The sequence below is a fragment of the Azospira sp. MPR-E4 genome (assembly GCF_058809645.1).
The window spans coordinates 22,822-43,306 of record NZ_JBXAST010000004.1 but is presented as its reverse complement, the minus strand read 5'-3'; the positions used below and the strand labels follow the sequence as shown (position 1 = coordinate 43,306).

Below are 20,485 nucleotides of genomic sequence, written 5' to 3'. Positions count from 1 at the left end.
GGTCCGGTTCAGGGACCTGGCCGGAAAGGCAGGAGGGACGGCTATTTCAGGGTAGTGCAGGCGGAGATTCCCGTGGATATTGCCTCTCCGCCCTGCCTGTTTTCGGGGTCAGGCGTCCAGGGTCACCAGGGTCTGGCGGCCCCACCAGGAGGCGCCGGGGGCCACCACCACCGGTTTGCCCACGGCCACGGCCTCGACGCACAGCATGTGGCGGAAACCGTTGGCCGGCATGTCCTTGAGACTGGCGCAGCGGTGTTCCCAGGGGTTCCACACCACCACGTCGGGAAAGCCCTCGCTGGCGATGGCCAGGGCCTGGCGTCCGTCCTTCAGCAGCAGGGGGCGGGGCACGTCCAGATAGACCTGATCCACCTCGTCATCCACCATAAGTTCCGGGCCGGTCTCGACCTTGGTCTCCTGGCTGCCGGGAAGCTGGCGGCGGCTGCCGTGGAGGCCGGTGAGGGTGACGTTCTCCACTTCCTTGACGCGCAGATAGGTGTGCAGGCCGCCGGTGAATTCCAGGGGTTCGCTGCCCGGATTCTCCACTTCCAGTTCGATGTCCAGGCGGTCGCGGGTCAGTGCCACGGTCAGCTCGGCGCGGAAGTCGTGGGGCCACAGGGCCCGGCTGGCGTCGTCGGCCGTGAGGCTGTAGACGGCGCAGGCGAAGCCGCCTTCTTCCGCTTCCGGCTGTTCGCGCCACTCTTCCAGGGTCCAGGTGGCGGTGCGGGCGAAGCCGTGCTTGGGCAGGGGGCCGCGCTCGCTGAACTGGGGAAAGATGACCGGCACGCCGCCACGGATGGGGACGCTGCCGCCGAAGTTGGCCTGGGGGCTGAGATAGAGGCGCTCGCCGCCGCCGGCGGGGACCCAGGACAGGGCCTGGGCGCCGAAGGCGCTGATGACGGCGGTGCTGCCGTCGGGCAGGGTGAGGCGGACGGCGTCGAGGCCGTGGAAGGTGGTGTTGCCGAGTTTCTGGGATGCCGACATGGGGAGCGCTGGGAGAAAGGGCGGGGCGCTATTGTAGCCGGGCGGCGGCGGCTCCGCCCGGCGGCCTGTAGCGGGGCGCCGGGCGCGGCTGCTGGCGGCGCCCGGTGCGGTGTTTCAGGCGCCCTTGCGGCGGGCGGCGCTGCGGGGCTTGCTGCCGTTGTCTTCGTTCGCGGCACTTTCCTCGGCCAGGCTGGCCTCGATCTGGGTGGCTGCCTGGGCGGCGGTGTGGGAGGCATTGGCGGCCAGGTGGCCCAGGGTGTGGTCCAGCTGGGTGACGCTCTGCTGGAACAGGTTCACCGCCGGCAGGATTTCCGCCGGCAGGCCCTTGCCGGCCTTTTCGATGCTGTGGGCGACGAAGGCGCTGAGGCCGTGGCTGTGCCCTTCGAAAAAGCGGATGGCCTCTTCCTGCAGGGCCATCAGGGCGCCCAGACTTTCCTGGGTCAGGGCCAGGGAGTGGCGGTGCAGGGTGTCGCCGGTCTTGCCGGCGTCCAGGCGGGGCAGGGCGCCATCGTCCGCCTGCAGGGATTCGAGCAGGTCCTGGCGGGCGGCGCTGCAGATGTCCAGGGTGCGGTGGCCGGAATCGAGCAGCAGGCCGGCGATGCTGGAGAAGGCGTTGAGGGAGCCCTGGTGCAGGGCGGCGGTGGCGGGTTGCAGGTCGTACATGGCGGCTGTCTCCTGGGTGGGGGGGCTTCCTTTTTTAGCACCCCCACATGACAGCGGCGTGACCGCCGGGCCTAGGTCGTGGCCGCCACTTCGGCGTGGCGGAAACAGTCGGTGGTGTGGTCGTTCACCATGCCCGTGGCCTGCATGAAGGCATAGCAGATGGTGGAGCCGACGAACTTGAAACCGCGCTTGGCCAGGGCCTTGCTCATGGCGTCCGATTCGGCGGTGCGGGTCGGCGCCTCGGCGATGCTGGCCCAGCGGTTCTGCCGCGGCGCGCCGCCGACGAACTGCCACAGGTAGGCGGCGGCATCGCCTTCTTCCTCGCACAGCTGCAGCCAGGCCCGGGCGTTCTGGATGAAGGCGGCCACCTTGAGCCGGTTGCGCACGATGCCCGGGTCCGCCAGCAGGCTGGCCACCTTGGCCTCGTCGTAGGCCGCCATGCGGTGGGGATCGAACTGGTCGAAGGCGAGGCGGTAGGTTTCCCGCTTTTTCAGGACGGTGATCCAGGAGAGACCGGCCTGGGCCCCTTCCAGCAGGAGGAATTCGAAGAGCCGGGCGGGGTCCCGCAGGGGCACGCCCCACTCGGTGTCGTGGTAATGCTGGTAGAGCGGGTCATCGCTGACCCAGGCGCAGCGGCAGGGCATGGTCGGCTCCTCGGAATGAGCCGGCAGTGTAACGCCCCGACCTGGGGAAAACACCGGGGCGGGGCACTTTTTCGCCCCGGGAAGGTTCATACTCTTGAAAACGGCGGGTGGCACTCCCATGTGGGAGATGAAGACGCGGAAAGGATGAATGGCCGCCCTTCGTTTTAACACGAGAGGACCCGATCATGGACACGTTCTACAGCAGCGACGAGTATTCGGTTCTGGCCTACCCGGCCCAGTACGGTTTCGAGTTGGTAGACAAGACCGGGAACCGCTCCCTGTTCATTCAGGGCGTGCGGGCGGAGCAGTTCCACCGGGCCATCCGGGAAGTGGTGGGCGAAGGGACGGACACGGAAACCGTGGACGACTTTCTCGCCGACTATTGCGCCGGTGCCGCCCAGCCCATCGTGTTCCAGTAGACCGGAACAGTCCTGAATGAAAAACGGCGGACCCGCGGGTCCGCCGTTTTTTTTGCCCTAGCCCGGGGGCTCAGCCCTTCAGGTCGGGGAAGTCTTCCTCGAAGAATTCCCACTCGCCCTTCTCGTTGGCATTGCGACGCTTGGCCTCGTTGGCCCGCAGCTCGACGCGCCGGATCTTGCCGGAGATGGTCTTGGGCAGATCGGAGAACTCCAGGCGGCGGATGCGCTTGTAGGGAGCCAGGTTGGCGCGCAGGAAGGCGAAGATGTCCTTGGCCAGTTCCTTGGACGGCTTCTCGCCGTTGCGCAGGATGACGTAGGCCTTGGGCACGGCCAGGCGCACCGGATCGGGGGAGGGCACCACCGCCGCCTCGGCCACGGCCGGGTGCTCGATCAGCACGGATTCCAGCTCGAAGGGGGAGATGCGGTAGTCGGAGGCCTTGAACACGTCGTCCGCCCGGCCCACGTAGGTGATGTAGCCGTCCTCGTCCTTGGTGGCCACGTCGCCGGTGTGATAGACGCCGTCGCGCATCACTTCGGCGGTCTTCTCGGCGTCGCCGGAGTAGCCCACCATCAGGCCCAGGGGGCGCGGGTTGAGCTTGAGGGAAATCTCGCCCTCGGCGGCCTCGTTGCCTTCGCTATCCACCAGCACCACCTGGTAGCCCGGCAGGGGGCGGCCCATGGAACCGGGCTTGAGAGGCTGGCCCGGGGTGTTGCCGATCTCGGCGGTGGTTTCGGTCTGGCCGAAGCCGTCGCGGATGGTGATGTTCCAGGCGTTCTGCAGCTGCTCGATGATTTCCGGGTTGAGGGGTTCGCCGGCACCGATCAGTTCGCGGATCTTCAGGCGGCCCTTATAGGCGGCCAGGTCTTCCTGGATCATCATGCGCCACACGGTGGGGGGAGCGCACATGGTGGTGACCTGGTACTTCTCCAGCACATTGAGCATGGACTTGGCGGAGAAGCGGCTGTAGTTGTAGAGGAAGATGCAGGCGCCGGCATTCCAGGGGGCGAAGAAGCAGCTCCAGGCGTGCTTGGCCCAGCCCGGGGAGGAAATGTTGAGGTGGATGTCGCCGGGCTGCAGGCCGATCCAGTACATGGTGGACAGGTGGCCCACCGGGTAGCTCTGGTGGGTGTGCAGCACCAGCTTGGGCTTGGAGGTGGTGCCGGAGGTGAAATACAGCAGCAGGGGGTCGGAAACCTTGGTGGCGGCATCCGGGGTGTACTCGGCGGAGGTGGTGTGGCTGTCCTTGAAGGACTTCCAGCCGGCGGGTTCGCCGCCGACGCAGATGCGGGTGTAGTCGCCGGCCAGGTCGGTGAACTTGTCGGTGTGGGCCGCGCCGATGATGACGTGCTTGACCTGGCCCCGGTCCAGGCGGTCGCGCAGGTCTTCGGGGGTGAGCAGGGTGGTGGCGGGAATCAGCACGGCGCCCAGCTTGATACAGCCGAGCATGGTTTCCCACAGGGGCACTTCATTGCCCAGCATCATCAGGATGCGGTCGCCCCGCTTGACGCCCTGGGCCTTGAGCCAGTTGGCCACCTGGTTGGAACGGGCGGACATCTGGGCGAAGGAAATCTTGTGCTCGGTGCCGTCTTCCTCAACGATCCACAGGGCGGGCTTGTCGTTACCCTTGGCCATGACGTCGAAGTGGTCCAGGGCCCAGTTGAACTCGGTCAGCTGGGGCCACTGGAAGCCGTTGTAGGCGGTGGTGTAGTCGGTGCGGTGGGCCAGCAGGAAGTCGCGGGCCTTGAGAAAGGCTTCAGTAGCAGACAACTTGTTCTCCTCTGTTTTGTCGTTCAGTGTGAAAAGGCAACGCCGGATTGCTCCGGTACAACCCGCGACAGAACAGGGAGAACGGACCGGCCTGTGTGGTCAGGTGGTCCTGAGATCGAGAAGCGGCCGACGACGGCCCGACTCCCCCCTGCCCGGATCGCGTAACGCGTTTTATATTGTTTATTGACGTTGACGTTAACGTAATGAAATCGCCAGTGTCAAGGCGGGGCGGGCCCACGGGGGCGGCAGCAGAATTTCCGGGGAGTTGGGCTATAATCCGGGCCTTGCGTTCAACCCTCCAATCATTGGGAGTCCCTGGCATGGCCCTGTACGAATCCGATCACACCAAATTCATGCGCGAAATGCTGGCTAAGAACCCGGAGTGGGTGGAAGACCAGCGCAAGGGCCGGGCCATCTGGTGGGACAAGGAACTGCCCCAGGAAGAGCAGGAAGGCTTCAAGGCCGCCAAGGTGGCCCAGAAGTCCTACCCCTACGATGTGAACAGCAAGTAAGCCGGTTACGGCAACCATACCAAGCAAAAGGGCCAGGCATGATGCCTGGCCCTTTTGCTTTGTTGGCGAGGGCAGGGATTTCCGGGGCCGTCCCTGGTGGCGGTCCGGCCCGGACCCCGCCCCCTTTTGAGGGGCGCCGTGCGGATCAGTCGGTGAGGGGCTTGATGACGCGCTTCACGGCCGGATCTTCGGGGTGGGGGTGGATGGTGAAGCCCAGGCTGGTCATCAGCTTGAACATCTTGGAGTTGAGGGCCAGCACGTCGCCCACCACGGCCCGGTAGCCCTTGGCCCGGGCGCACTCGATGATGGCGCTCATCAGCTTGCGGCCGACGCCGCGCTTCTGCCAGCCGTCGGCCACGGCCAGGGCGAATTCCACCGTTTCGCCGTCCGGGTTGGAGACGAAGCGGGAGACGCCCACCTGGACTTCCTTGCCGTCCTCCTCGGTGACGGCGACAAAGGCCATTTCCCGGTCGTAGTCGATCTGGGTGAAGCGCACCAGCATGGACTGGGTCAGCTCCCGCAGGGTGTCCATGAAACGGAAGTACTTGGATTCGTCGGACAGGTGGGCGACGAATTCCTTCTCCATTTCCGCATCTTCCGGACGGATGGGGCGGATCACCACCACCTGGCCGTCGGGCAGGACCCAGTCCTCCACCAGGTGGGCCGGGTAGGGGTGGATGGCCATGTGGGAATAGCGGTCACCGGATGAGGGGGCGAAGTCGATGACGATGCGGGCATCGGCGGCGATGGCGCCGTTTTCATCGACGATCAGGGGGTTGAGGTCCAGCTCCTGCAGCCAGGGCAGTTCGCACACCATCTGGGAGATGCGCAGCAGCACGTCCTCCAGGGCCTCCATGTTGGCGGCGGGCATGTTGCGGTAGTCGCCCAGGATCTTGGCGGCCCGGGTGGAACGGATCAGGTCTTCCACCAGGTAGCTGTTCATGGGCGGCAGGGCCACGGCGGTGTCGTTGAAGACCTCGCACTCGGCACCGCCGACGCCGAAGGTGATGACGGGGCCGAAGACCCGGTCCCGGATCACGCCCACCTTCAGTTCCCGGCCGTTGGGACGGGCCACGAAGGGCTCGATGGAAACGCCGTTGATGCGGGCGCTGGGGGCGTTGCGGCCCACGGTGTCGAGAATGTCGTGGTAGGCATTGCGCACGGCGGCGGCGGAGATGATGTTGAGGCGCACGCCGCCCACTTCGGACTTGCGCGGCAGGTCGGGGGAATCCACCTTCATCACCACCGGGAAGCCGATCTGCTCGGCCAGCAGCAGGGCCTCGGTGGGAGTGCGGGCCACCATGGTCTGGGCCACCGGAATCTTGAAGGCCCGCAGCACGGACTTGGATTCCATTTCGGAGAGCACCTTGCGCCGTTCCGACAGCACCGCTTCGATCAGCATCTTGGCGCCTTCGGTGGCGGTCTTGGCCTGGCGGGAGATGGGTTCCGGCGTCTGCAGCAGCAGCTTCTGGTTGCGGTAGTAGGTGGACAGATGGGAGAACAGGTCCACCGCCGTTTCCGGCATGCGGAAGGCGGGGATGCCGGCTTCGGTCAGCATCTTGCGCGCCGGGTAGGTCTGCTGTTCGCCCATCCAGCAGCCGACGATGGGCTTGGTACAGGTCTCGCTGGCGGTGATCACGGCCTTGGCCACTTCCTCGGGCTGGGTCATGGCCTGGGGCGTCAGCATCACCAGGATGCCGTCCACCTCCGGGTCCTGGGTGCCGGCCAGGATGGCGTCCCGGTAGCGTTCCGGGGTGGCATCGCCGACGATGTCGATGGGGTTGGCGTGGGACCAGGTGGGCGGCAGCACCGCATTGAGGGAGGCGATGGTGGACTGGGACAGGTCGGCCAGGGGAATGCCCAGCTCGGCGGCCCGGTCGGCGGCCATGGCGCCGGGGCCGCCGCCGTTGGTGATGATCAGCAGCTTGTTGCCGTCGGGGCGGAACTTGGAGGCCAGGCCCTTGGCGGCGTAGAACAGCTGACCGATGTTGCGCACCCGCACCACGCCGGCCCGCTTCAGGGCGGCGTCGAACACCGCGTCGGAGCCCAGGGCCATGCCCGAGTGCACCTGGGCGGCGACGGAACCGGATTCGTAACGGCCGGCCTTGAGCAGCAGGATGGGCTTGATGCGGGCGGCCGAACGCATGGCGCTCATGAAGCGGCGGGCGTTGCGGATGCCTTCCACGTACATGAGGATGTAGTGGGTGCGGTTGTCGTAAACCAAGTAGTCGAGAATCTCGCCGAAATCGATGTCGGCGGAGCCGCCGGTGGAAATGACGGAGGAGAAGCCCACGTCATTGACCTTGGCCCAGTCGAGAATGGCGGTGCACAGGGCGCCGGACTGGGAGACCAGGGCCAGGTTGCCCGGGTTGGCGGAGATGTTGGCGAAGGTGGCGTTGAGGCCCTGCACCGGGCGGATCAGGCCGAGACAGTTGGGGCCCAGGATGCGCACGCCGTAGCTGCGGGCAATTTCCACCATCTTGCGTTCGAGAGCGGCACCGGAGTGGCCGGCCTCGGCGAAGCCGGCGGTGATGACCACCACGTTCTTGACGCCGCTGCGGCCGCATTGCTCGATGATGGCCGGCACGGTGCGGGCCTGGGTGGCGATCACGGCCAGGTCCACGCGGGCGCCGATTTCCTCGATGGACTTGTAGGCCTGCACGCCCTGCACGGTGTCGTGCTTGGGGTTGATCGGGTAGAGGCGGCCCTTGTAGCCGGCGGCCACGATGTTGCGGTAGATGATGTTGCCGACGGAGTTTTCCCGGTCCGAGGCACCGATGACGGCGACGGACTTGGGTTCGAACAGGCTGGTAAGGTAGTGTTCTTCTTCGTGCATGACTTGTCCCCGAGCTTTGGACCAGCCCGGCTTGGCCGGTGCTGATTCGAGTTCCAGTTTGATATTGTGCGACGCAAAAATCTAGCACAAAAGTCAGAAGGTGTCTCATGGGGAAAACCGCAGTCCCCGGTTGCCGTTTGATCCAGGTCAGGAAAGTGACAATTAAACCTATAGTCTGCCTGTCGGGCCGATTTCCGGCCGCTTGCCGGGGTTGATTCGGCCGTGCCCTGTTTCACCCGTACGCCATGTTGCATTGCACCATATTTGGCCGGAGCCCTTGCTCCCGGCTTTTGCCCAGCCTTCGTCCGGAGCTCCCATGTCCGCCCCTGTTTCCGTCCTGCCGTCATCCTCCTGGATCACCCGCTTTGCCCACCTCCTGCCCGACGGCAGCAGCGTGCTGGATCTGGCCTGCGGCAGTGGCCGCCATGCCCGTTGGCTGGCGGCCCGGGGCCTGGCGGTGACGGCCGTGGATCGGGATGCTGAGGCCATTGCCGCCCTGACGGGGCTGCCGGGCATCGAAGCCCTGGCGGCGGACCTGGAAGGTGGTCCCTGGCCCCTGGCCGGACGCCGCTTTGACGGCATCGTCGTCACCAACTATCTGCACCGGCCCCTGTGGCCCCTGCTGACGGCAGCCCTGGCGCCCCGGGGTGTGCTGCTCTACGAGACCTTCATGGCGGGCAACGAGCGTTTCGGCAAGCCGAGCCGGCCGGATTTCCTGCTGCAGCCGGGGGAATTGCTGGAGGTCTGCCGGCAGCAGGGGCTGCAGGTGGTTGCCTACGAGGCGGGAGAGGTGGAGGCACCGAAAGCGGCCATGGTGCAGCGCCTGTGTGCGGTGCGGTGCGACTTGCCCCGGCTTCCCGGCCGGTCCTGAGGCGGGGTGCTTAAGCCAGGTTGGCGGCGATCAGGCGGGCGGCCGTATGGCCGCTGCGCACGGCCCCTTCCAGGGTGGCCGGATAGTCGCCGGCGGTGTAGTCGCCGGCCAGCCACAGGCCGGGCAGGGGCGTGGCGTTGGCGGGGCGCTCCAGATCGGGCCGGCAGGCGAAGGTGGCCCGGGCCTCCCGGATGGTGCGCTGCCAGCGGGGTGGCGCCAGGGGGCGGCCGAGGGCGCTTTCCAGCTCCCGGTGCAGGGACTGGGCCAGGGCCTCGGGGGCCAGCGCTTCCCAGGGACCGTGGGCGCTGAGGACGCAGGCCAGCAGGCCCCGGTGGCCGTCGAGAGGGCCCCGGTCGAAGACCCATTGGCCGGTGGGCCCGGCCAGGCCCAGCAGGGGGAAGGGCAGGGTTACGTCTGCGTCGTACTGCAGATACACCGTGGCGATGGGCTCGTAGGCGAAGGCGGCCAGTTGCCGGCGCAGGGCGTCCAGGGCCGGTGCCGGCGGCAGCAGGGCGGCGCCGTGCTGGGGGGCGGTGGCCAGCACCACCTGGCTGAATTCGGCGCTGCCCGTCTGTCCTTCGTTTTCCCACTCCAGTCGCCAACCCGCGCCGCTGGCCGAAATGCGGCGTACCCGGCTGGAGAGGCGCACCGGCTGGCCATTTTCAGCCAGCCAGGCCGTAGCGGGTTCAGGGACGAGGCCCCCCAGGTGGGTGGTCGGCAAAAGCATGTCCGTCGCGCCTCCCGGGCCACCCAGGCTATCGCGCAGGACGTTGGCGAAGACCTGGGCTGAGGCGGTGGCGGCCGGGGTGTTGAGGGCGGCCAGGCACAGGGGTTCCCACAGGAAACGGGTCAGCCGGGGGCCCTGGCGGTGCCGTTGCAGCAGTTCGCTGACGCTGCAGTCGGCGGGGAGCCGGTAGGCGCTGGCCTTGAGGGCTTGCATGAAGCGGGCGGCGGCGAACTTCTCGCCCAGGCCGACGCCTTTGGCCGTGAGCAGGCCCCAGGCCAGGTGCAGGGGGGCGGGCAGGCGCGGCAGGCGCAGGCTGAAGTGGGGCGGCGTCAGCAGGGCCAGGGGCGTCCGGCGCAGGTGCCCGGCGCTGCCGATCTGGCCCATCAGTTCCAGGGTGGCGCCGTAGGCACCGATGAGCAGGTGGGGGCCGTTGTCCAGGGCCAGGCCTTCGACCTGGACCAGGCGGGCGCGACCGCCCGGCTGGCGCGCCGATTCGAAGACGCTGACGGGGATGCCCTGGCGGACCAGGGCCACGGCGCAGGCCAGGCCGGCCCAGCCGGCGCCGACAATGGCGACCCGGGCCGGTGCCCCGGTGCCGGACGGCGTCAGCCCTTGATCCACGCCTTGAGCGCCAGCCAGGCCTTGCGTCCGGGCGGGATGGAAATGCGGTGGGTGAGGACCAGCCCGGGCTCGGCGGCGATTTCTTCCAGCAGGCTGCGGTAGATGGCGGCCATCACCAGCCCCGGCTTCTGCTGGCGGCGGTCCGCCGCCGGCAGGGCGGCGAAGGCCTGCTCGTAAAAGCCACGGGCCCGTTCGATCTGGAACTGGATGAGGGCGGCGAAGGCTTCCGTCGGGCGGCTGTTGAGGATGTCCGCCGCCGGCACGTTGAAGCGCTGCAGTTCGTCCATGGGCAGGTAGATGCGGCCGCGGCGGGCATCCTCGCCCACGTCGCGGATGATGTTGGTGAGCTGAAAGGCCATGCCCAGGTCGTGGGCGTACTTGCGCGTGGCTCTTTCTGTCATGCCGAAGATTTCGGCGGAGAGCAGGCCCACCACGCTGGCGACGCGGTAGCAGTAGAGCTGCAGGGATTTGAAGTCGGCGTAGCGGGCCTGGGTCAGGTCCATTTCCATGCCGTCGATGATTTCCAGCAGCAGTTCCTTGTCCAGGGGAATGGTCTTGATCACCTCGGCCAGGGCCTGGGCCACCGGGTGCTGGGGCGTGCCGTCGTAGAGCCGTTCCACCTCCTGGCGCCACCAGGCCAGCTTGATGGCCGCCACCTGGGGGTCCTCGACTTCGTCCACCACGTCGTCCACCTCCCGGCAGAAAGCGTAGAGGGCGGTCATGGCCTGCTTCTTCTCCCGGGGCAGGAGGGTGAAGCTGATGGTGAAGGAGGAGCCGCTGGCGGCTGCCTTCTGCTGGCAGTAGTCGTGGGGATTCATGGGCGGGATTCTAGCGGCATCCGTGGCGGAAGAGGGCGGCACGGCAGGCCAGGAGCAACCAGTCGCCGCCGCCGAGACGGGGGCGCCGGCGGAAAACGTCGCCCCCTACCTGCCCGATTTTTTCCAGGATGCGTAGGCCCCCTTCCACCGTCAGGCGGATTTCCCAGCCGAAACGGCCGGGCAGGTCCAGGGCCAGGGGGGCGCCGTCCAGCATCAGCTGGCGGGCCCGCTGCACCTGGAAATCCATGAGGGCGCACCAGGCCTCGTCGACCTGTCCGGCGGCGATGGCTTTTTCGTCGAGGCCGAAGCGCAGCAGGTCCTCCTGGGGCAGGTAGACCCGCTGCTTCTCCCAGTCCACGGCCACGTCCTGCCAGAAATTGATCAGCTGCAGGGCGGTGCAGATGGCGTCCGAGCGGGTCAGGTTTTCCGGCGTGGCGGCTTCGAACAGGTGCAGCATGATGCGTCCCACCGGGTTGGCGGAGCGGCGGCAGTAGTCGAGCAGGGCGGGGTAATCGGCGTAGCGCTTGACCGTGACGTCCTGGGCGAAGGCCGAGAGCAGGTCGTGGAACGGCTGCAGGGGCAGGTCGTGGGCCACCAGGATGGGGGCCAGGTCCTGGAATAGGGGCGTTTCCGGGGTGATGCCGGCCTCGATGCGCTCCAGCTCGGCGTCGTAGGTTGCCAGGGCCTGCAGGCGCTCGGCATCGCCGGCTTCGCCCTCGTCGGCGATGTCGTCGGCGCTGCGGGCGAAACGGTAGATGACTTCCACCGGGCGGCGCAGGTGCCGGGGCAGGAGGATGGAGGCGACAGGGAAATTTTCGTAGTGATCGACGGGCATGGGCATGCGGTCGTGGCGGACGCTTGCCGGGCCAGGCCGGCGTCGTCTCTGGCGGTTGCGGCCCCCGCGGATTCGCGGCGTGGGGCAAGGCTTACAGTATAGAGGCAACTCGGGTAAAATAGCTCGTTTGCGCGAGAGTGGCGGAATTGGTAGACGCACTGGATTTAGGTTCCAGCGCCGCAAGGCGTGGGGGTTCGAGTCCCTTCTCTCGCACCACGGATCGGGCGGCCTAGGCTGCCCTTGTTGTCACTAAGGAAAACGCATGCAAGAGAATTCCCAAGTCTCCAGCGCCCTGGAACGTCGCCTGGATATCGCCGTTGCCATCGCCGATCTGGATAAGGACGTGGACGAGCGTCTGAAGCGCATGGGCAAGAGCGTCAAGCTGCCCGGCTTCCGTCCCGGCAAGGTGCCGTTCAACATGGTCAAGCAGCAGTACGGTGCCCAGGCCCGCCACGAAGCCCTGGCCGACGCTGTGGATAAGGCCTTCGGCGAAGCCGTGACCGCCCAGAAGCTGCGTGTGGCCGGCTATCCCCGCATCGAGGCCAAGAAGACCGAGAGCGACACCCAGCTGGAATTCTCCGCCATTTTCGAGGTTTATCCCGAAATCACCCTGGGCGACGTTTCCACCACCGATGTGGAGCGTCTGTCCTTCGAAGTCGGCGCTGCCGAAGTGGACAAGACCCTGGACATCCTGCGCAAGCAGCGCGTCACCTTCGACAAGGCCGATCGCGCCGCCGCCAAGGGCGACCGCGTGGTCATCGATTTCCTGGGTAAGAAGGACGGCGTTGCCTTCCAAGGCGGCCAGGCCACCGATTACCCCTTCGTCCTGGGCGAAGGCATGATGTTGGCCGATTTCGAGAACAACGTGGAAGGCCTCAAGGCTGGCGAGTCCAAGACCTTCGACATGACCTTCCCCGCTGACTACTTCTCCAAGGACCTGGCCGGCCAGTCCGTGCAGTTCGAGATCACCGTCAAGGAAGTCCAGGGTGCCAAGCTGCCCGAGGTCGATGCCGAATTCGCCAAGCTGATGGGCATCGCCGACGGCGACGTGGAAAAGATGCGCGCCGAGATCCAGACCAATCTGGGTCGCGAAGTGAAGAAGCGCATCCAGGCCCAGACCAAGGACCAGGTCATGGAGGCCCTGCTCAAGGCTAACCCCATCGACGTGCCCAACGCTCTCATCGAAGGCGAAGTGGAGCGTCTGATGCAGGCCGCCAAGGCTGACATGGAAGCCCGCGGCTTCAAGGGCAAGGACCTGCCGGTCAAGCCCGAGTGGTTCGGCGAGCAGGCCAAGCGCCGCGTCACCCTGGGTCTGGTGCTGGCCGAGCTGGTGAAGGTGGAAAACCTGTACGCCAAGCCCGAGCAGATCAAGGCCATGGTGGAAGAGGCTGCCCAGTCCTACGAGAACCCGGACGAAGTGGTGAAGTGGTACTACGCCCAGCCCCAGCGTCTGGCCGAGGTCGAGGCCGTCGTGGTCGAAGATAACGTGGTAAGCTGGGTCCTGGAACGGGCCAAGGTTACCGACAAGACCGCCGACTTCGACGAACTGATGGGTCGCCGCGCCTAAGACGCGCTTCGCATCCGCAGAAGAAGTAACGTGGGGGCTGCAAGTTTTTGCGGCCCCTGCGTCATAATAAGTCACCGCAACGTCCCAAACCTTCGACTCCCCCAACCAAAAAACAGAGGATGCGCATGAAGATCGATAACGGCAGCCAGTGGGATCCCCAAGCCCTGGGGCTGGTCCCCATGGTGGTTGAGCAAAGCGGCCGCGGTGAACGGGCTTTTGACATTTATTCCCGCCTGCTCAAGGAACGCATCGTGTTCCTGGTCGGGCCGGTGAACGACGCCTCCGCCAACCTGGTGGTGGCCCAGTTGCTGTTCCTGGAAGCAGACAATCCCGACAAGGACATCTTCTTCTACATCAATTCCCCGGGTGGTTCCGTGACTGCTGGCCTGTCCATCTACGACACCATGCAGTTCATCAAGCCCGACGTCTCCACCCTGTGCATGGGCCAGGCTGCGTCCATGGGCGCTTTCCTGCTCAACGCCGGGGCCAAGGGCAAGCGTTTTGCGCTGCCCAATTCCCGTGTCATGATTCACCAGCCGATGGGCGGTTTCCAGGGCCAGGCCTCCGACATCGAAATCCACGCCAAGGAAATTCTCTCCCTGCGTGCCAAGTTGAACGAGATCATGGCCAAGCACAGCGGCCAGCCCGTGGATCGTATCGAGAAGGATACGGATCGCGACAACTTCCTTTCTGCAGCCGAAGCCATGGAATACGGCCTGATCGACAAGGTTCTGAGCAGCCGTGCCGACGCCCAGGAAGCAAAATAAGGCAGGGGACGACATATGACGGAAAAGAAAAGCGGCAGCGCCGAAAAGCTGCTTTATTGCTCCTTCTGCGGCAAGAGCCAGCATGAGGTGAAGAAGCTCATCGCCGGACCGTCCGTGTTCATTTGCGACGAGTGCATCGAGCTGTGCAACGACATCATCCGCGACGAGATCGCCGGTGACGTCGGCGGCAAGGGCGGCAAGGACGACCTGCCGACACCGAAGGAAATCTGCAGCATCCTGGACCAGTACGTGATCGGCCAGGAAGTGGCGAAGAAAATCCTCTCCGTGGCCGTGTACAACCACTACAAGCGCCTGCGCCATCAGGGCAAGAGCGCCGATGACGTGGAACTGGCCAAGAGCAACATCCTGCTGATCGGTCCCACCGGCTCCGGCAAGACCCTACTGGCCCAGACCCTGGCCCGCCTGCTCAACGTGCCCTTCGTCATGGCCGATGCCACCACCCTGACCGAAGCCGGCTACGTCGGCGAGGACGTGGAAAACATCATCCAGAAGCTGCTGCAGAAGTGCGACTACGAAGTCGAGAAGGCCCAGCAGGGCATCGTCTACATCGACGAAATCGACAAGATTTCCCGCAAGTCCGACAACCCCTCCATTACCCGGGACGTCTCCGGCGAGGGCGTGCAGCAGGCCCTGCTCAAGCTGATCGAAGGTACCGTGGCCAGCGTGCCGCCCCAGGGTGGGCGCAAGCATCCCAACCAGGACTTCGTCCAGGTGGATACGGCCAACATCCTCTTCATCTGCGGCGGCGCTTTCGATGGCCTGGAAAAGGTCATCCGCAACCGCTCCACCCGCGGCGGCATCGGTTTCGGCGCCGAAGTGAAGAGCAAGGAAGACAAGAAGGCCGTCGGTGAAGTGCTGCGCACCGTGGAGCCCGAGGACCTGATCAAGTTCGGCCTGATCCCCGAGTTCGTCGGCCGCCTGCCGGTGATCGCCACCCTGGACGAACTGTCCGAAGCTGCCCTGGTGGAAATCCTGATCGAGCCGAAGAACGCCCTGATCAAGCAGTACCAGAAGCTCTTCGCCATGGAAGGTGCCGAACTGGAAGTGCGTCCCGCGGCCCTCACTGCCATCGCCCGTCGCGCGCTGGAGCGCAAGACCGGCGCCCGGGGCCTGCGTTCCATCCTGGAAGGCGTGCTCCTGGAAACCATGTATGAACTTCCGGGCATGGACAATGTCTCCAAGGTGGTGATCGACGAAGGCATGATCTCCGGCGAAGCCAAGCCCATCCTCATCTACGCCGAGCAGCCCAAGGTTTCCGGCTCCAACTGATCCCGCGCATTGCCTGCAAGCCGGGGAGTCGCCAAATTTGGTGACTCCCCGGGCTTGAAGAATCCTTCCATCGCCCCTATCTTCAGGGGTGATTGCTTTTCATAAGGACTCACCATGTCCAGCATTACCCTATTACCTTCCGAGCCCGTGGATCTGCCCTTGCTGCCCCTGCGGGACGTGGTGGTCTTCCCCCACATGGTCATTCCCCTGTTCGTGGGGCGCCCGAAGTCCATCAAGGCCCTGGAAACCGCCATGGAGGCCGGCAAGAGCATCCTGCTGGTGGCCCAGAAGTCCGCTGCCAAGGATGATCCCGCCCCCGAGGACCTCTACGAGATCGGTTGCGTTGCCAACATCCTGCAGATGCTGAAGCTGCCCGACGGCACCGTGAAGGTGCTGGTGGAAGGCACCCAGCGCGCCCGCATCACGGCGGTGGACAACCAGCAGACCATGTTCTTCGCCACCGCCACACCCATCGCCGGCGAAGACGGCCCCAACCATGAAGTGGAGGCCATGCGTCGGGCCGTGATTGCCCAGTTCGACCAGTACGTCAAACTGAACAAGAAGATTCCGCCGGAAATCCTCACCTCCATTGCCGGCATCGAAGAAGCCGGCCGACTGGCCGACACCATCGCTGCCCATCTGCCGCTCAAGCTCGAACAGAAGCAGGAAATCCTCGAGCTGTTCGACATCAAGGGGCGCATCGAGCGTCTGCTGACCCAGCTCGAGTCCGAGATCGACATCCTGCAGGTGGAGAAGCGCATCCGCGGCCGCGTCAAGCGCCAGATGGAAAAGAGCCAGCGCGAGTACTACCTGAACGAACAGGTCAAGGCCATCCAGAAGGAGCTGGGCGAAGGCGAAGAGTGGGCCGACCTGGAAGAGATGGAAAAGAAGGTCAAGGCCGCCGGCATGACCAAGGAAGCCGTCGCCAAGGCCCAGTCCGAACTGAAGAAGCTCAAGCTGATGTCGCCCATGTCCGCCGAAGCCACCGTGGTGCGCAACTACATCGAGACCCTGGTGGGGCTGCCCTGGAAGAAGAAGACCCGGGTCTCCAAGGACCTGGCCGAAGCCCAGAAGATTCTGGACAAGGACCACTGGGGTCTGGAGAAGGTCAAGGAACGCATTCTCGAGTATCTCGCCGTGCAGCAGCGGGTGGACAAGCTCAAGGCGCCGATCCTGTGCCTGGTCGGACCTCCCGGGGTGGGCAAGACCTCCCTCGGTCAGTCCATCGCCCAGGCCACCAACCGCAAGTTCGTGCGTATGAGTCTTGGCGGCGTGCGGGACGAGGCCGAGATTCGCGGCCACCGCCGTACCTACATCGGTTCCATGCCGGGCAAGATCCTGCAGAACATGACCAAGGTGGCGGTGAAGAACCCCCTGTTCCTCCTCGACGAGGTGGACAAGATGGGCATGGACTTCCGCGGCGATCCTTCCTCCGCCCTGCTGGAGGTGCTGGACCCGGAGCAGAACTCCACCTTCGTGGATCACTATGTCGAAGTGGAATACGACCTGTCCGAGGTCATGTTCGTGGCGACGGCCAACACCCTCAACATCCCCGGCCCGCTGCTGGACCGGATGGAGCTGATCCGCCTTTCCGGCTACACGGAAGACGAGAAGGTCAGCATCGCCCTGCGCTACCTGTTGCCCAAGCAGATGAAGAACAACGGTCTGAAGAAGACCGAGATCGCCGTGGCTGAAAGCGCCCTGCGCGACATCATCCGCTACTACACCCGGGAAGCCGGTGTGCGCAGCCTGGAGCGTGAAATCTCCAAGATCTGCCGCAAGGTGGTGAAGACCCTGCTGCTGAAGAAGAGCCAGACCAAGGTGGCCGTCACGGCACGCAATCTGGACAAGTTCCTCGGTGTGCGCCGTTACACCTTCGGCATGGCGGAAAAGGAAAACCAGGTGGGTCAGGTGACCGGTCTGGCCTGGACCGAAGTGGGCGGCGAACTGCTCACCATCGAAACCGCCGCCCTGCCGGGCAAGGGCAATACCATTAAGACCGGCAAGCTCGGCGAGGTGATGCAGGAGTCCATCCAGGCGGCCGTTTCCGTGGTGCGCCAGCGGGCCCAGTCCCTCGGCATCAAGGATGACTTCTACCAGAAGACCGACATCCACATCCACCTGCCCGAAGGCGCCATTCCCAAGGACGGCCCTTCCGCCGGTATCGGCATTTGCACGGCGATGGTGTCCGTGCTGACCGGCATTCCGGTGCGTTGCGACGTGGCCATGACCGGTGAAATCACCCTGCGGGGCGAGGTGCTGGCCATCGGCGGTCTCAAGGAAAAGCTGCTGGCCGCAGTGCGTGGCGGTCTGCAGAAGGCCCTTATCCCGGAAGAGAACGTCAAGGACCTGACCGAGATTCCCGACAGCATCAAGGGCAAGATCGAGATCGTTCCCGTGCGCTGGATCGACCAGGTGCTGCAGCACGCCCTGGAGCGCATGCCCGAGCCCCTGCCGGCTGTAGATCAAGCAGCGGCGCCGGTCGCCGCCCAGGCGGATGATTCCGCCAATTCCGGCGTCATCACCCACTGATGCCATTTTTGCCATGCCGGATGCAATTCTTCCGGCATGGCAACACCCCCTCAGAATATCCCCCGAATCGGCTAGAAACCGCTTGACACAAGGTTTTCCGGCTTGTTATAAAAGTGCGTGCAGGACTTTCCTGTTAACAACCTTTATGTAAGGGGGCTTACGTGAACAAATCTGAACTGATCGATCAAATCGCCAAGTCTGCAGATATCTCCAAGGCTGCAGCCGGCCGTGCGCTTGATGCCACCATCGGTGCCGTCAAGACTTCCCTGAAGAAGGGCGGCATGGTGACCCTGGTGGGTTTTGGCACCTTCTATGTTGGCAAGCGTGCTGCCCGTTCCGGCCGCAACCCGCGCACCGGCGCCACCATCAAGATCAAGGCAGCCAAGGTGCCGAAGTTCCGCGCTGGTAAAGCGCTCAAGGATGCGGTAAACTAACGGTCTTTCGCGCTTAGCCAAACGGCACGGGTGCTTAGCTCAGTTGGTAGAGCGCTAGCCTTACAAGCTGGATGTCGGCGGTTCGATCCCGTCAGCACCCACCAGAAAAAGAGCGTACAGAGTTAGTCAGGAGTGGTAGTTCAGTCGGTTAGAATACCGGCCTGTCACGCCGGGGGTCGCGGGTTCGAGTCCCGTCCACTCCGCCAGTAAGCAAAAAGGCGAACGAAAGTTCGCCTTTTTTTATTTCAGTGAGCCAAACAACGGAAGCCTTCTTATGTTTGACGCCGTCCGCAACAACAAACGCATCGTTCAGGTATTTCTCGGATTGATCACCCTGCCGTTCGCTTTCTGGGGGGTCGAATCCTACATCCGCAATGCGGGCGACAGTCGCGATGTGGCGACTGTCGGTGGCACGCCCATCACCCTGCAGCAGTATCAGCAGGCCTGGCGCAACCAGCAGGAGCGGCTCCGGGGTGCCCTGGGACCCAACTACAATCCGGCGCTGATGGAGTCTCCCGAGGCTCGCCTGGCGGTGGTCAATTCCCTGGTGGATCAGCGGGTGCTGCTGCTGGAGGCGAACAAGCGCCGCCTTATGGCCAGCGACGACCTGCTGCGCGATGTGATCAGCAAGATTCCCGCCCTGCAGGAAGACGGCAAGTTTTCCGCCGCACGTTACGAAACCGCCCTCAAGGCCCAGGGGCTGACCCAGACGGGTTTCGAAGCCCAGTTGCGTCAGGATCTGACGCTGCAGCAGCTGGTCGGCTCCGTCAGCGATACGGGCATGGTGGCGGCTGCAGCCGCGGAAGCCATGCTGCGCATTCAGGCGGAAGAACGGCAAGTGGCAGAGCTGCGTATCGTGCCCGAGCAGTTTGCGGCTCAGGCCAAGCCCAGTGCCGAGGCCATGCAGAAGTTCTATGAGGAAAACCGGGCCAGCTTCGAAATTCCGGAGCAGGTGCGGGCCGAGTTCGTGCAGCTGTCGGTCGATGCCCTGCTGGCCCAGCTGGTCGTGACGCCGGAAGAGATCAAGTCCTGGTACGAAGGCCACAAGGATCGCTACCAGCAGTCCGAAGAGCGCCGCGCCAGCCACATCCTTATCCCCAGCGGCAGCGACGTGGCCCAGGCCAAGAGCAAGGCCGAAGCCGTGCTCAAGGAAGTGCAGCAGAATCCTGCCAAGTTCGCCGATATCGCCAAGCGCGAATCCAAGGATCCCGGTTCTGCCAGCAAGGGCGGCGATCTGGGCTTCTTCGGCAAGGGCAGCATGGTCAAGCCTTTCGAGGATGCGGTCTTCAGCCAGAAGGAAGGCGAGCTGTCCGGCCTGGTTCAATCCGATTTCGGTTTCCACATCATCAAGGTCACCGGCATCAAGGGCGGCAAGCTGAAAACCCTGGACGAGGTGAAGCCGGAGATCGAAGCGGAACTGAAGCGTCAGGCAGCCTCCCGCAAGTTTGCCGAAGCGGCTGAGGCCTTCAGCAACACGGTTTATGAACAGTCCGACAGCCTCAAGCCGGCGGCGGACCGCTTCAAGCTGCCGCTGCAGCAGACAGGTTGGTTCTCCCGTCGCGGCGGTCAGAACGCCGGAGTCCTGGGCAACGAGAAGGCGCTGGCCGCCCTCTTCGGCGAAGATGTGCTGAAGAACAAGCGCAATACCGAAGCTGTTGAAATCGCCCCCAACACCCTGGTGGCTGCCCGTATCGTCGAGCACAAGCCGGCCAGCCTGAAGCCGTTCGATACGGTCAAGGGCCAGATTGAGGAAATCCTCAAGATCCAGGAGAGCAACGCCCTGGCCAAGAAGGCCGGCGAGGAGAAGCTGGCCCAGTTGAAGGCCGGCGAGGACAAGCTGGGCTGGGCCCTGGTGAAGAATGTGTCGCGCATGGAAGGCAGCCGCCAGGTGCCGCCCGCCGCCCTGCAGGCCATCTTCAAGACCGACGCCGGCAAGCTGCCTGCCTATACCGGGGTGGAGTTCCCCAACAACGGGGGCTATGTGCTGTACAAGATCATGAAGGTCAGCCAGCCCTCGTCCCTCGATGAAGGCAAGCGCAAGGTGCTGCAGAAGGAATACACCTCCCTGGTGGCCCAGGAAGATTTCGCCGCCTACCTGGCTGGCCTGCGTGCCCGCTACAAGGTCGAAGTGAACAAGGCCGCCCTGGAGGACAACAAGGATCGTTGATCCGCATTATCCGAGGCACAAAAAAGCCGACCG

Annotated in this window: 17 protein-coding genes and 3 tRNA genes; 12 read left to right on the top strand and 8 right to left on the bottom strand. The window is 64.7% G+C overall.

Annotated elements, in window-relative coordinates; all coding sequences use genetic code 11:
- Positions 1–108: 108 nt before the first annotated feature.
- The 3 genes from AC1RTA_RS02330 to AC1RTA_RS02320 all read right to left on the bottom strand — a co-directional run bounded on the left by AC1RTA_RS02330 (position 109) and on the right by AC1RTA_RS02320 (position 2,288).
- Positions 109–981 (bottom strand): D-hexose-6-phosphate mutarotase, encoded by an 873-nt coding sequence (locus tag AC1RTA_RS02330; protein WP_492783849.1) that lies wholly within the window; start codon positions 979–981, stop codon positions 109–111.
- A 114-nt stretch (positions 982–1,095) separates the two neighbouring features.
- Complete coding sequence (locus tag AC1RTA_RS02325; protein ID WP_492783848.1) at positions 1,096–1,644, bottom strand: hypothetical protein; 549 nt, start codon at positions 1,642–1,644, stop codon at positions 1,096–1,098.
- 71 nt (positions 1,645–1,715) lie between these two features.
- The gene (locus AC1RTA_RS02320) at positions 1,716–2,288 is read right to left on the bottom strand and encodes a DNA-3-methyladenine glycosylase I (RefSeq protein ID WP_492783847.1); all 573 of its coding nucleotides are present in this window, start codon (positions 2,286–2,288) and stop codon (positions 1,716–1,718) included.
- 185 nt (positions 2,289–2,473) lie between these two features.
- Between AC1RTA_RS02320 and AC1RTA_RS02315 the strand changes: the two genes are divergently transcribed.
- On the top strand, positions 2,474–2,707 hold the full coding sequence (locus AC1RTA_RS02315; protein WP_014237246.1) for a DUF3567 family protein: 234 nt from the start codon (positions 2,474–2,476) through the stop codon (positions 2,705–2,707).
- 70 nt (positions 2,708–2,777) lie between these two features.
- On the opposite strand, the gene AC1RTA_RS02310 is transcribed toward AC1RTA_RS02315, so the two are convergent.
- On the bottom strand, positions 2,778–4,475 hold the full coding sequence (locus AC1RTA_RS02310; protein ID WP_130458317.1) for an AMP-binding protein: 1,698 nt from the start codon (positions 4,473–4,475) through the stop codon (positions 2,778–2,780).
- A gap of 320 nt (positions 4,476–4,795) precedes the next feature.
- Here AC1RTA_RS02310 and AC1RTA_RS02305 point away from each other — a divergent pair, with 320 nt between their 5' ends.
- Entirely contained in the window at positions 4,796–4,987 is a 192-nt protein-coding gene (locus AC1RTA_RS02305) for a DUF3460 family protein (RefSeq protein WP_014237248.1), read from the top strand.
- A 145-nt stretch (positions 4,988–5,132) separates the two neighbouring features.
- Here the strand turns inward: AC1RTA_RS02305 and AC1RTA_RS02300 are convergent, their stop codons facing one another.
- Entirely contained in the window at positions 5,133–7,823 is a 2,691-nt protein-coding gene (locus AC1RTA_RS02300) for a bifunctional acetate--CoA ligase family protein/GNAT family N-acetyltransferase (RefSeq protein ID WP_014237249.1), read from the bottom strand.
- A 316-nt stretch (positions 7,824–8,139) separates the two neighbouring features.
- On the opposite strand from AC1RTA_RS02300, the gene AC1RTA_RS02295 reads away from it, so the two are divergent.
- Entirely contained in the window at positions 8,140–8,694 is a 555-nt protein-coding gene (locus AC1RTA_RS02295) for a class I SAM-dependent methyltransferase (protein ID WP_492783846.1), read from the top strand.
- Positions 8,695–8,704: 10 nt separating this feature from the next.
- Here the strand turns inward: AC1RTA_RS02295 and hpnE are convergent, their stop codons facing one another.
- Genes hpnE through hpnC form a run of 3 tightly spaced genes read right to left on the bottom strand, consistent with a single transcriptional unit; the run spans position 8,705 to position 11,695 of the window.
- Positions 8,705–10,042: a hydroxysqualene dehydroxylase HpnE gene (gene hpnE / locus AC1RTA_RS02290; RefSeq protein WP_492783845.1), complete on the bottom strand. Its 1,338-nt coding sequence runs from the start codon at positions 10,040–10,042 to the stop codon at positions 8,705–8,707.
- Complete coding sequence (hpnD, locus tag AC1RTA_RS02285) at positions 10,027–10,860, bottom strand: presqualene diphosphate synthase HpnD (protein ID WP_492783844.1); 834 nt, start codon at positions 10,858–10,860, stop codon at positions 10,027–10,029. The genes hpnE and hpnD overlap by 16 nt, the downstream gene beginning before the upstream one ends.
- 10 nt (positions 10,861–10,870) lie before the next feature.
- Positions 10,871–11,695, bottom strand: coding sequence for a squalene synthase HpnC (gene hpnC, locus AC1RTA_RS02280; protein ID WP_492783843.1), 825 nt, complete (start codon positions 11,693–11,695; stop codon positions 10,871–10,873).
- 131 nt (positions 11,696–11,826) lie between these two features.
- Between hpnC and AC1RTA_RS02275 the strand changes: the two genes are divergently transcribed.
- The 9 genes from AC1RTA_RS02275 to AC1RTA_RS02235 all read left to right on the top strand — a co-directional run bounded on the left by AC1RTA_RS02275 (position 11,827) and on the right by AC1RTA_RS02235 (position 20,452).
- Positions 11,827–11,911 (top strand) — tRNA-Leu (locus AC1RTA_RS02275).
- Positions 11,912–11,957: 46 nt separating this feature from the next.
- Positions 11,958–13,262, top strand: coding sequence for a trigger factor (tig, locus tag AC1RTA_RS02270; protein WP_014237254.1), 1,305 nt, complete (start codon positions 11,958–11,960; stop codon positions 13,260–13,262).
- 125 nt (positions 13,263–13,387) lie between these two features.
- On the top strand, positions 13,388–14,029 hold the full coding sequence (gene clpP, locus AC1RTA_RS02265; protein ID WP_014237255.1) for an ATP-dependent Clp endopeptidase proteolytic subunit ClpP: 642 nt from the start codon (positions 13,388–13,390) through the stop codon (positions 14,027–14,029).
- A gap of 15 nt (positions 14,030–14,044) precedes the next feature.
- Entirely contained in the window at positions 14,045–15,319 is a 1,275-nt protein-coding gene (clpX, locus tag AC1RTA_RS02260) for an ATP-dependent Clp protease ATP-binding subunit ClpX (RefSeq protein WP_014237256.1), read from the top strand.
- Between the two features lie 114 nt (positions 15,320–15,433).
- The gene (lon, locus tag AC1RTA_RS02255; protein WP_130458322.1) at positions 15,434–17,851 is read left to right on the top strand and encodes an endopeptidase La; all 2,418 of its coding nucleotides are present in this window, start codon (positions 15,434–15,436) and stop codon (positions 17,849–17,851) included.
- 161 nt (positions 17,852–18,012) lie between these two features.
- Complete coding sequence (locus AC1RTA_RS02250; protein WP_014237258.1) at positions 18,013–18,285, top strand: HU family DNA-binding protein; 273 nt, start codon at positions 18,013–18,015, stop codon at positions 18,283–18,285.
- A 28-nt stretch (positions 18,286–18,313) separates the two neighbouring features.
- Positions 18,314–18,389, top strand: a tRNA-Val gene (locus AC1RTA_RS02245).
- A 25-nt stretch (positions 18,390–18,414) separates the two neighbouring features.
- Positions 18,415–18,491 (top strand) — tRNA-Asp (locus AC1RTA_RS02240).
- Between the two features lie 68 nt (positions 18,492–18,559).
- Positions 18,560–20,452, top strand: coding sequence for a SurA N-terminal domain-containing protein (locus tag AC1RTA_RS02235; protein WP_492783842.1), 1,893 nt, complete (start codon positions 18,560–18,562; stop codon positions 20,450–20,452).
- Positions 20,453–20,485: the final 33 nt, after the last annotated feature.

Excerpts from the sequence above, each read along its gene's own strand:
- hpnD (WP_492783844.1), bottom strand. The coding sequence starts at position 10,860 with ATGAATCCCCACGACTACTGCCAGCAGAAGGCAGCCGCCAGCGGCTCC.
- AC1RTA_RS02315 (WP_014237246.1), top strand. The coding sequence starts at position 2,474 with ATGGACACGTTCTACAGCAGCGACGAGTATTCGGTTCTGGCCTACCCG.
- AC1RTA_RS02305 (WP_014237248.1), top strand. The coding sequence starts at position 4,796 with ATGGCCCTGTACGAATCCGATCACACCAAATTCATGCGCGAAATGCTG.
- AC1RTA_RS02295 (WP_492783846.1), top strand. The coding sequence starts at position 8,140 with ATGTCCGCCCCTGTTTCCGTCCTGCCGTCATCCTCCTGGATCACCCGC.
- clpX (WP_014237256.1), top strand. The coding sequence starts at position 14,045 with ATGACGGAAAAGAAAAGCGGCAGCGCCGAAAAGCTGCTTTATTGCTCC.
- AC1RTA_RS02300 (WP_014237249.1), bottom strand. The coding sequence starts at position 7,823 with ATGCACGAAGAAGAACACTACCTTACCAGCCTGTTCGAACCCAAGTCC.
- clpP (WP_014237255.1), top strand. The coding sequence starts at position 13,388 with ATGAAGATCGATAACGGCAGCCAGTGGGATCCCCAAGCCCTGGGGCTG.
- AC1RTA_RS02235 (WP_492783842.1), top strand. The coding sequence starts at position 18,560 with ATGTTTGACGCCGTCCGCAACAACAAACGCATCGTTCAGGTATTTCTC.
- AC1RTA_RS02325 (WP_492783848.1), bottom strand. The coding sequence starts at position 1,644 with ATGTACGACCTGCAACCCGCCACCGCCGCCCTGCACCAGGGCTCCCTC.
- AC1RTA_RS02320 (WP_492783847.1), bottom strand. The coding sequence starts at position 2,288 with ATGCCCTGCCGCTGCGCCTGGGTCAGCGATGACCCGCTCTACCAGCAT.
- lon (WP_130458322.1), top strand. The coding sequence starts at position 15,434 with ATGTCCAGCATTACCCTATTACCTTCCGAGCCCGTGGATCTGCCCTTG.
- AC1RTA_RS02330 (WP_492783849.1), bottom strand. The coding sequence starts at position 981 with ATGTCGGCATCCCAGAAACTCGGCAACACCACCTTCCACGGCCTCGAC.
- hpnC (WP_492783843.1), bottom strand. The coding sequence starts at position 11,695 with ATGCCCGTCGATCACTACGAAAATTTCCCTGTCGCCTCCATCCTCCTG.
- tig (WP_014237254.1), top strand. The coding sequence starts at position 11,958 with ATGCAAGAGAATTCCCAAGTCTCCAGCGCCCTGGAACGTCGCCTGGAT.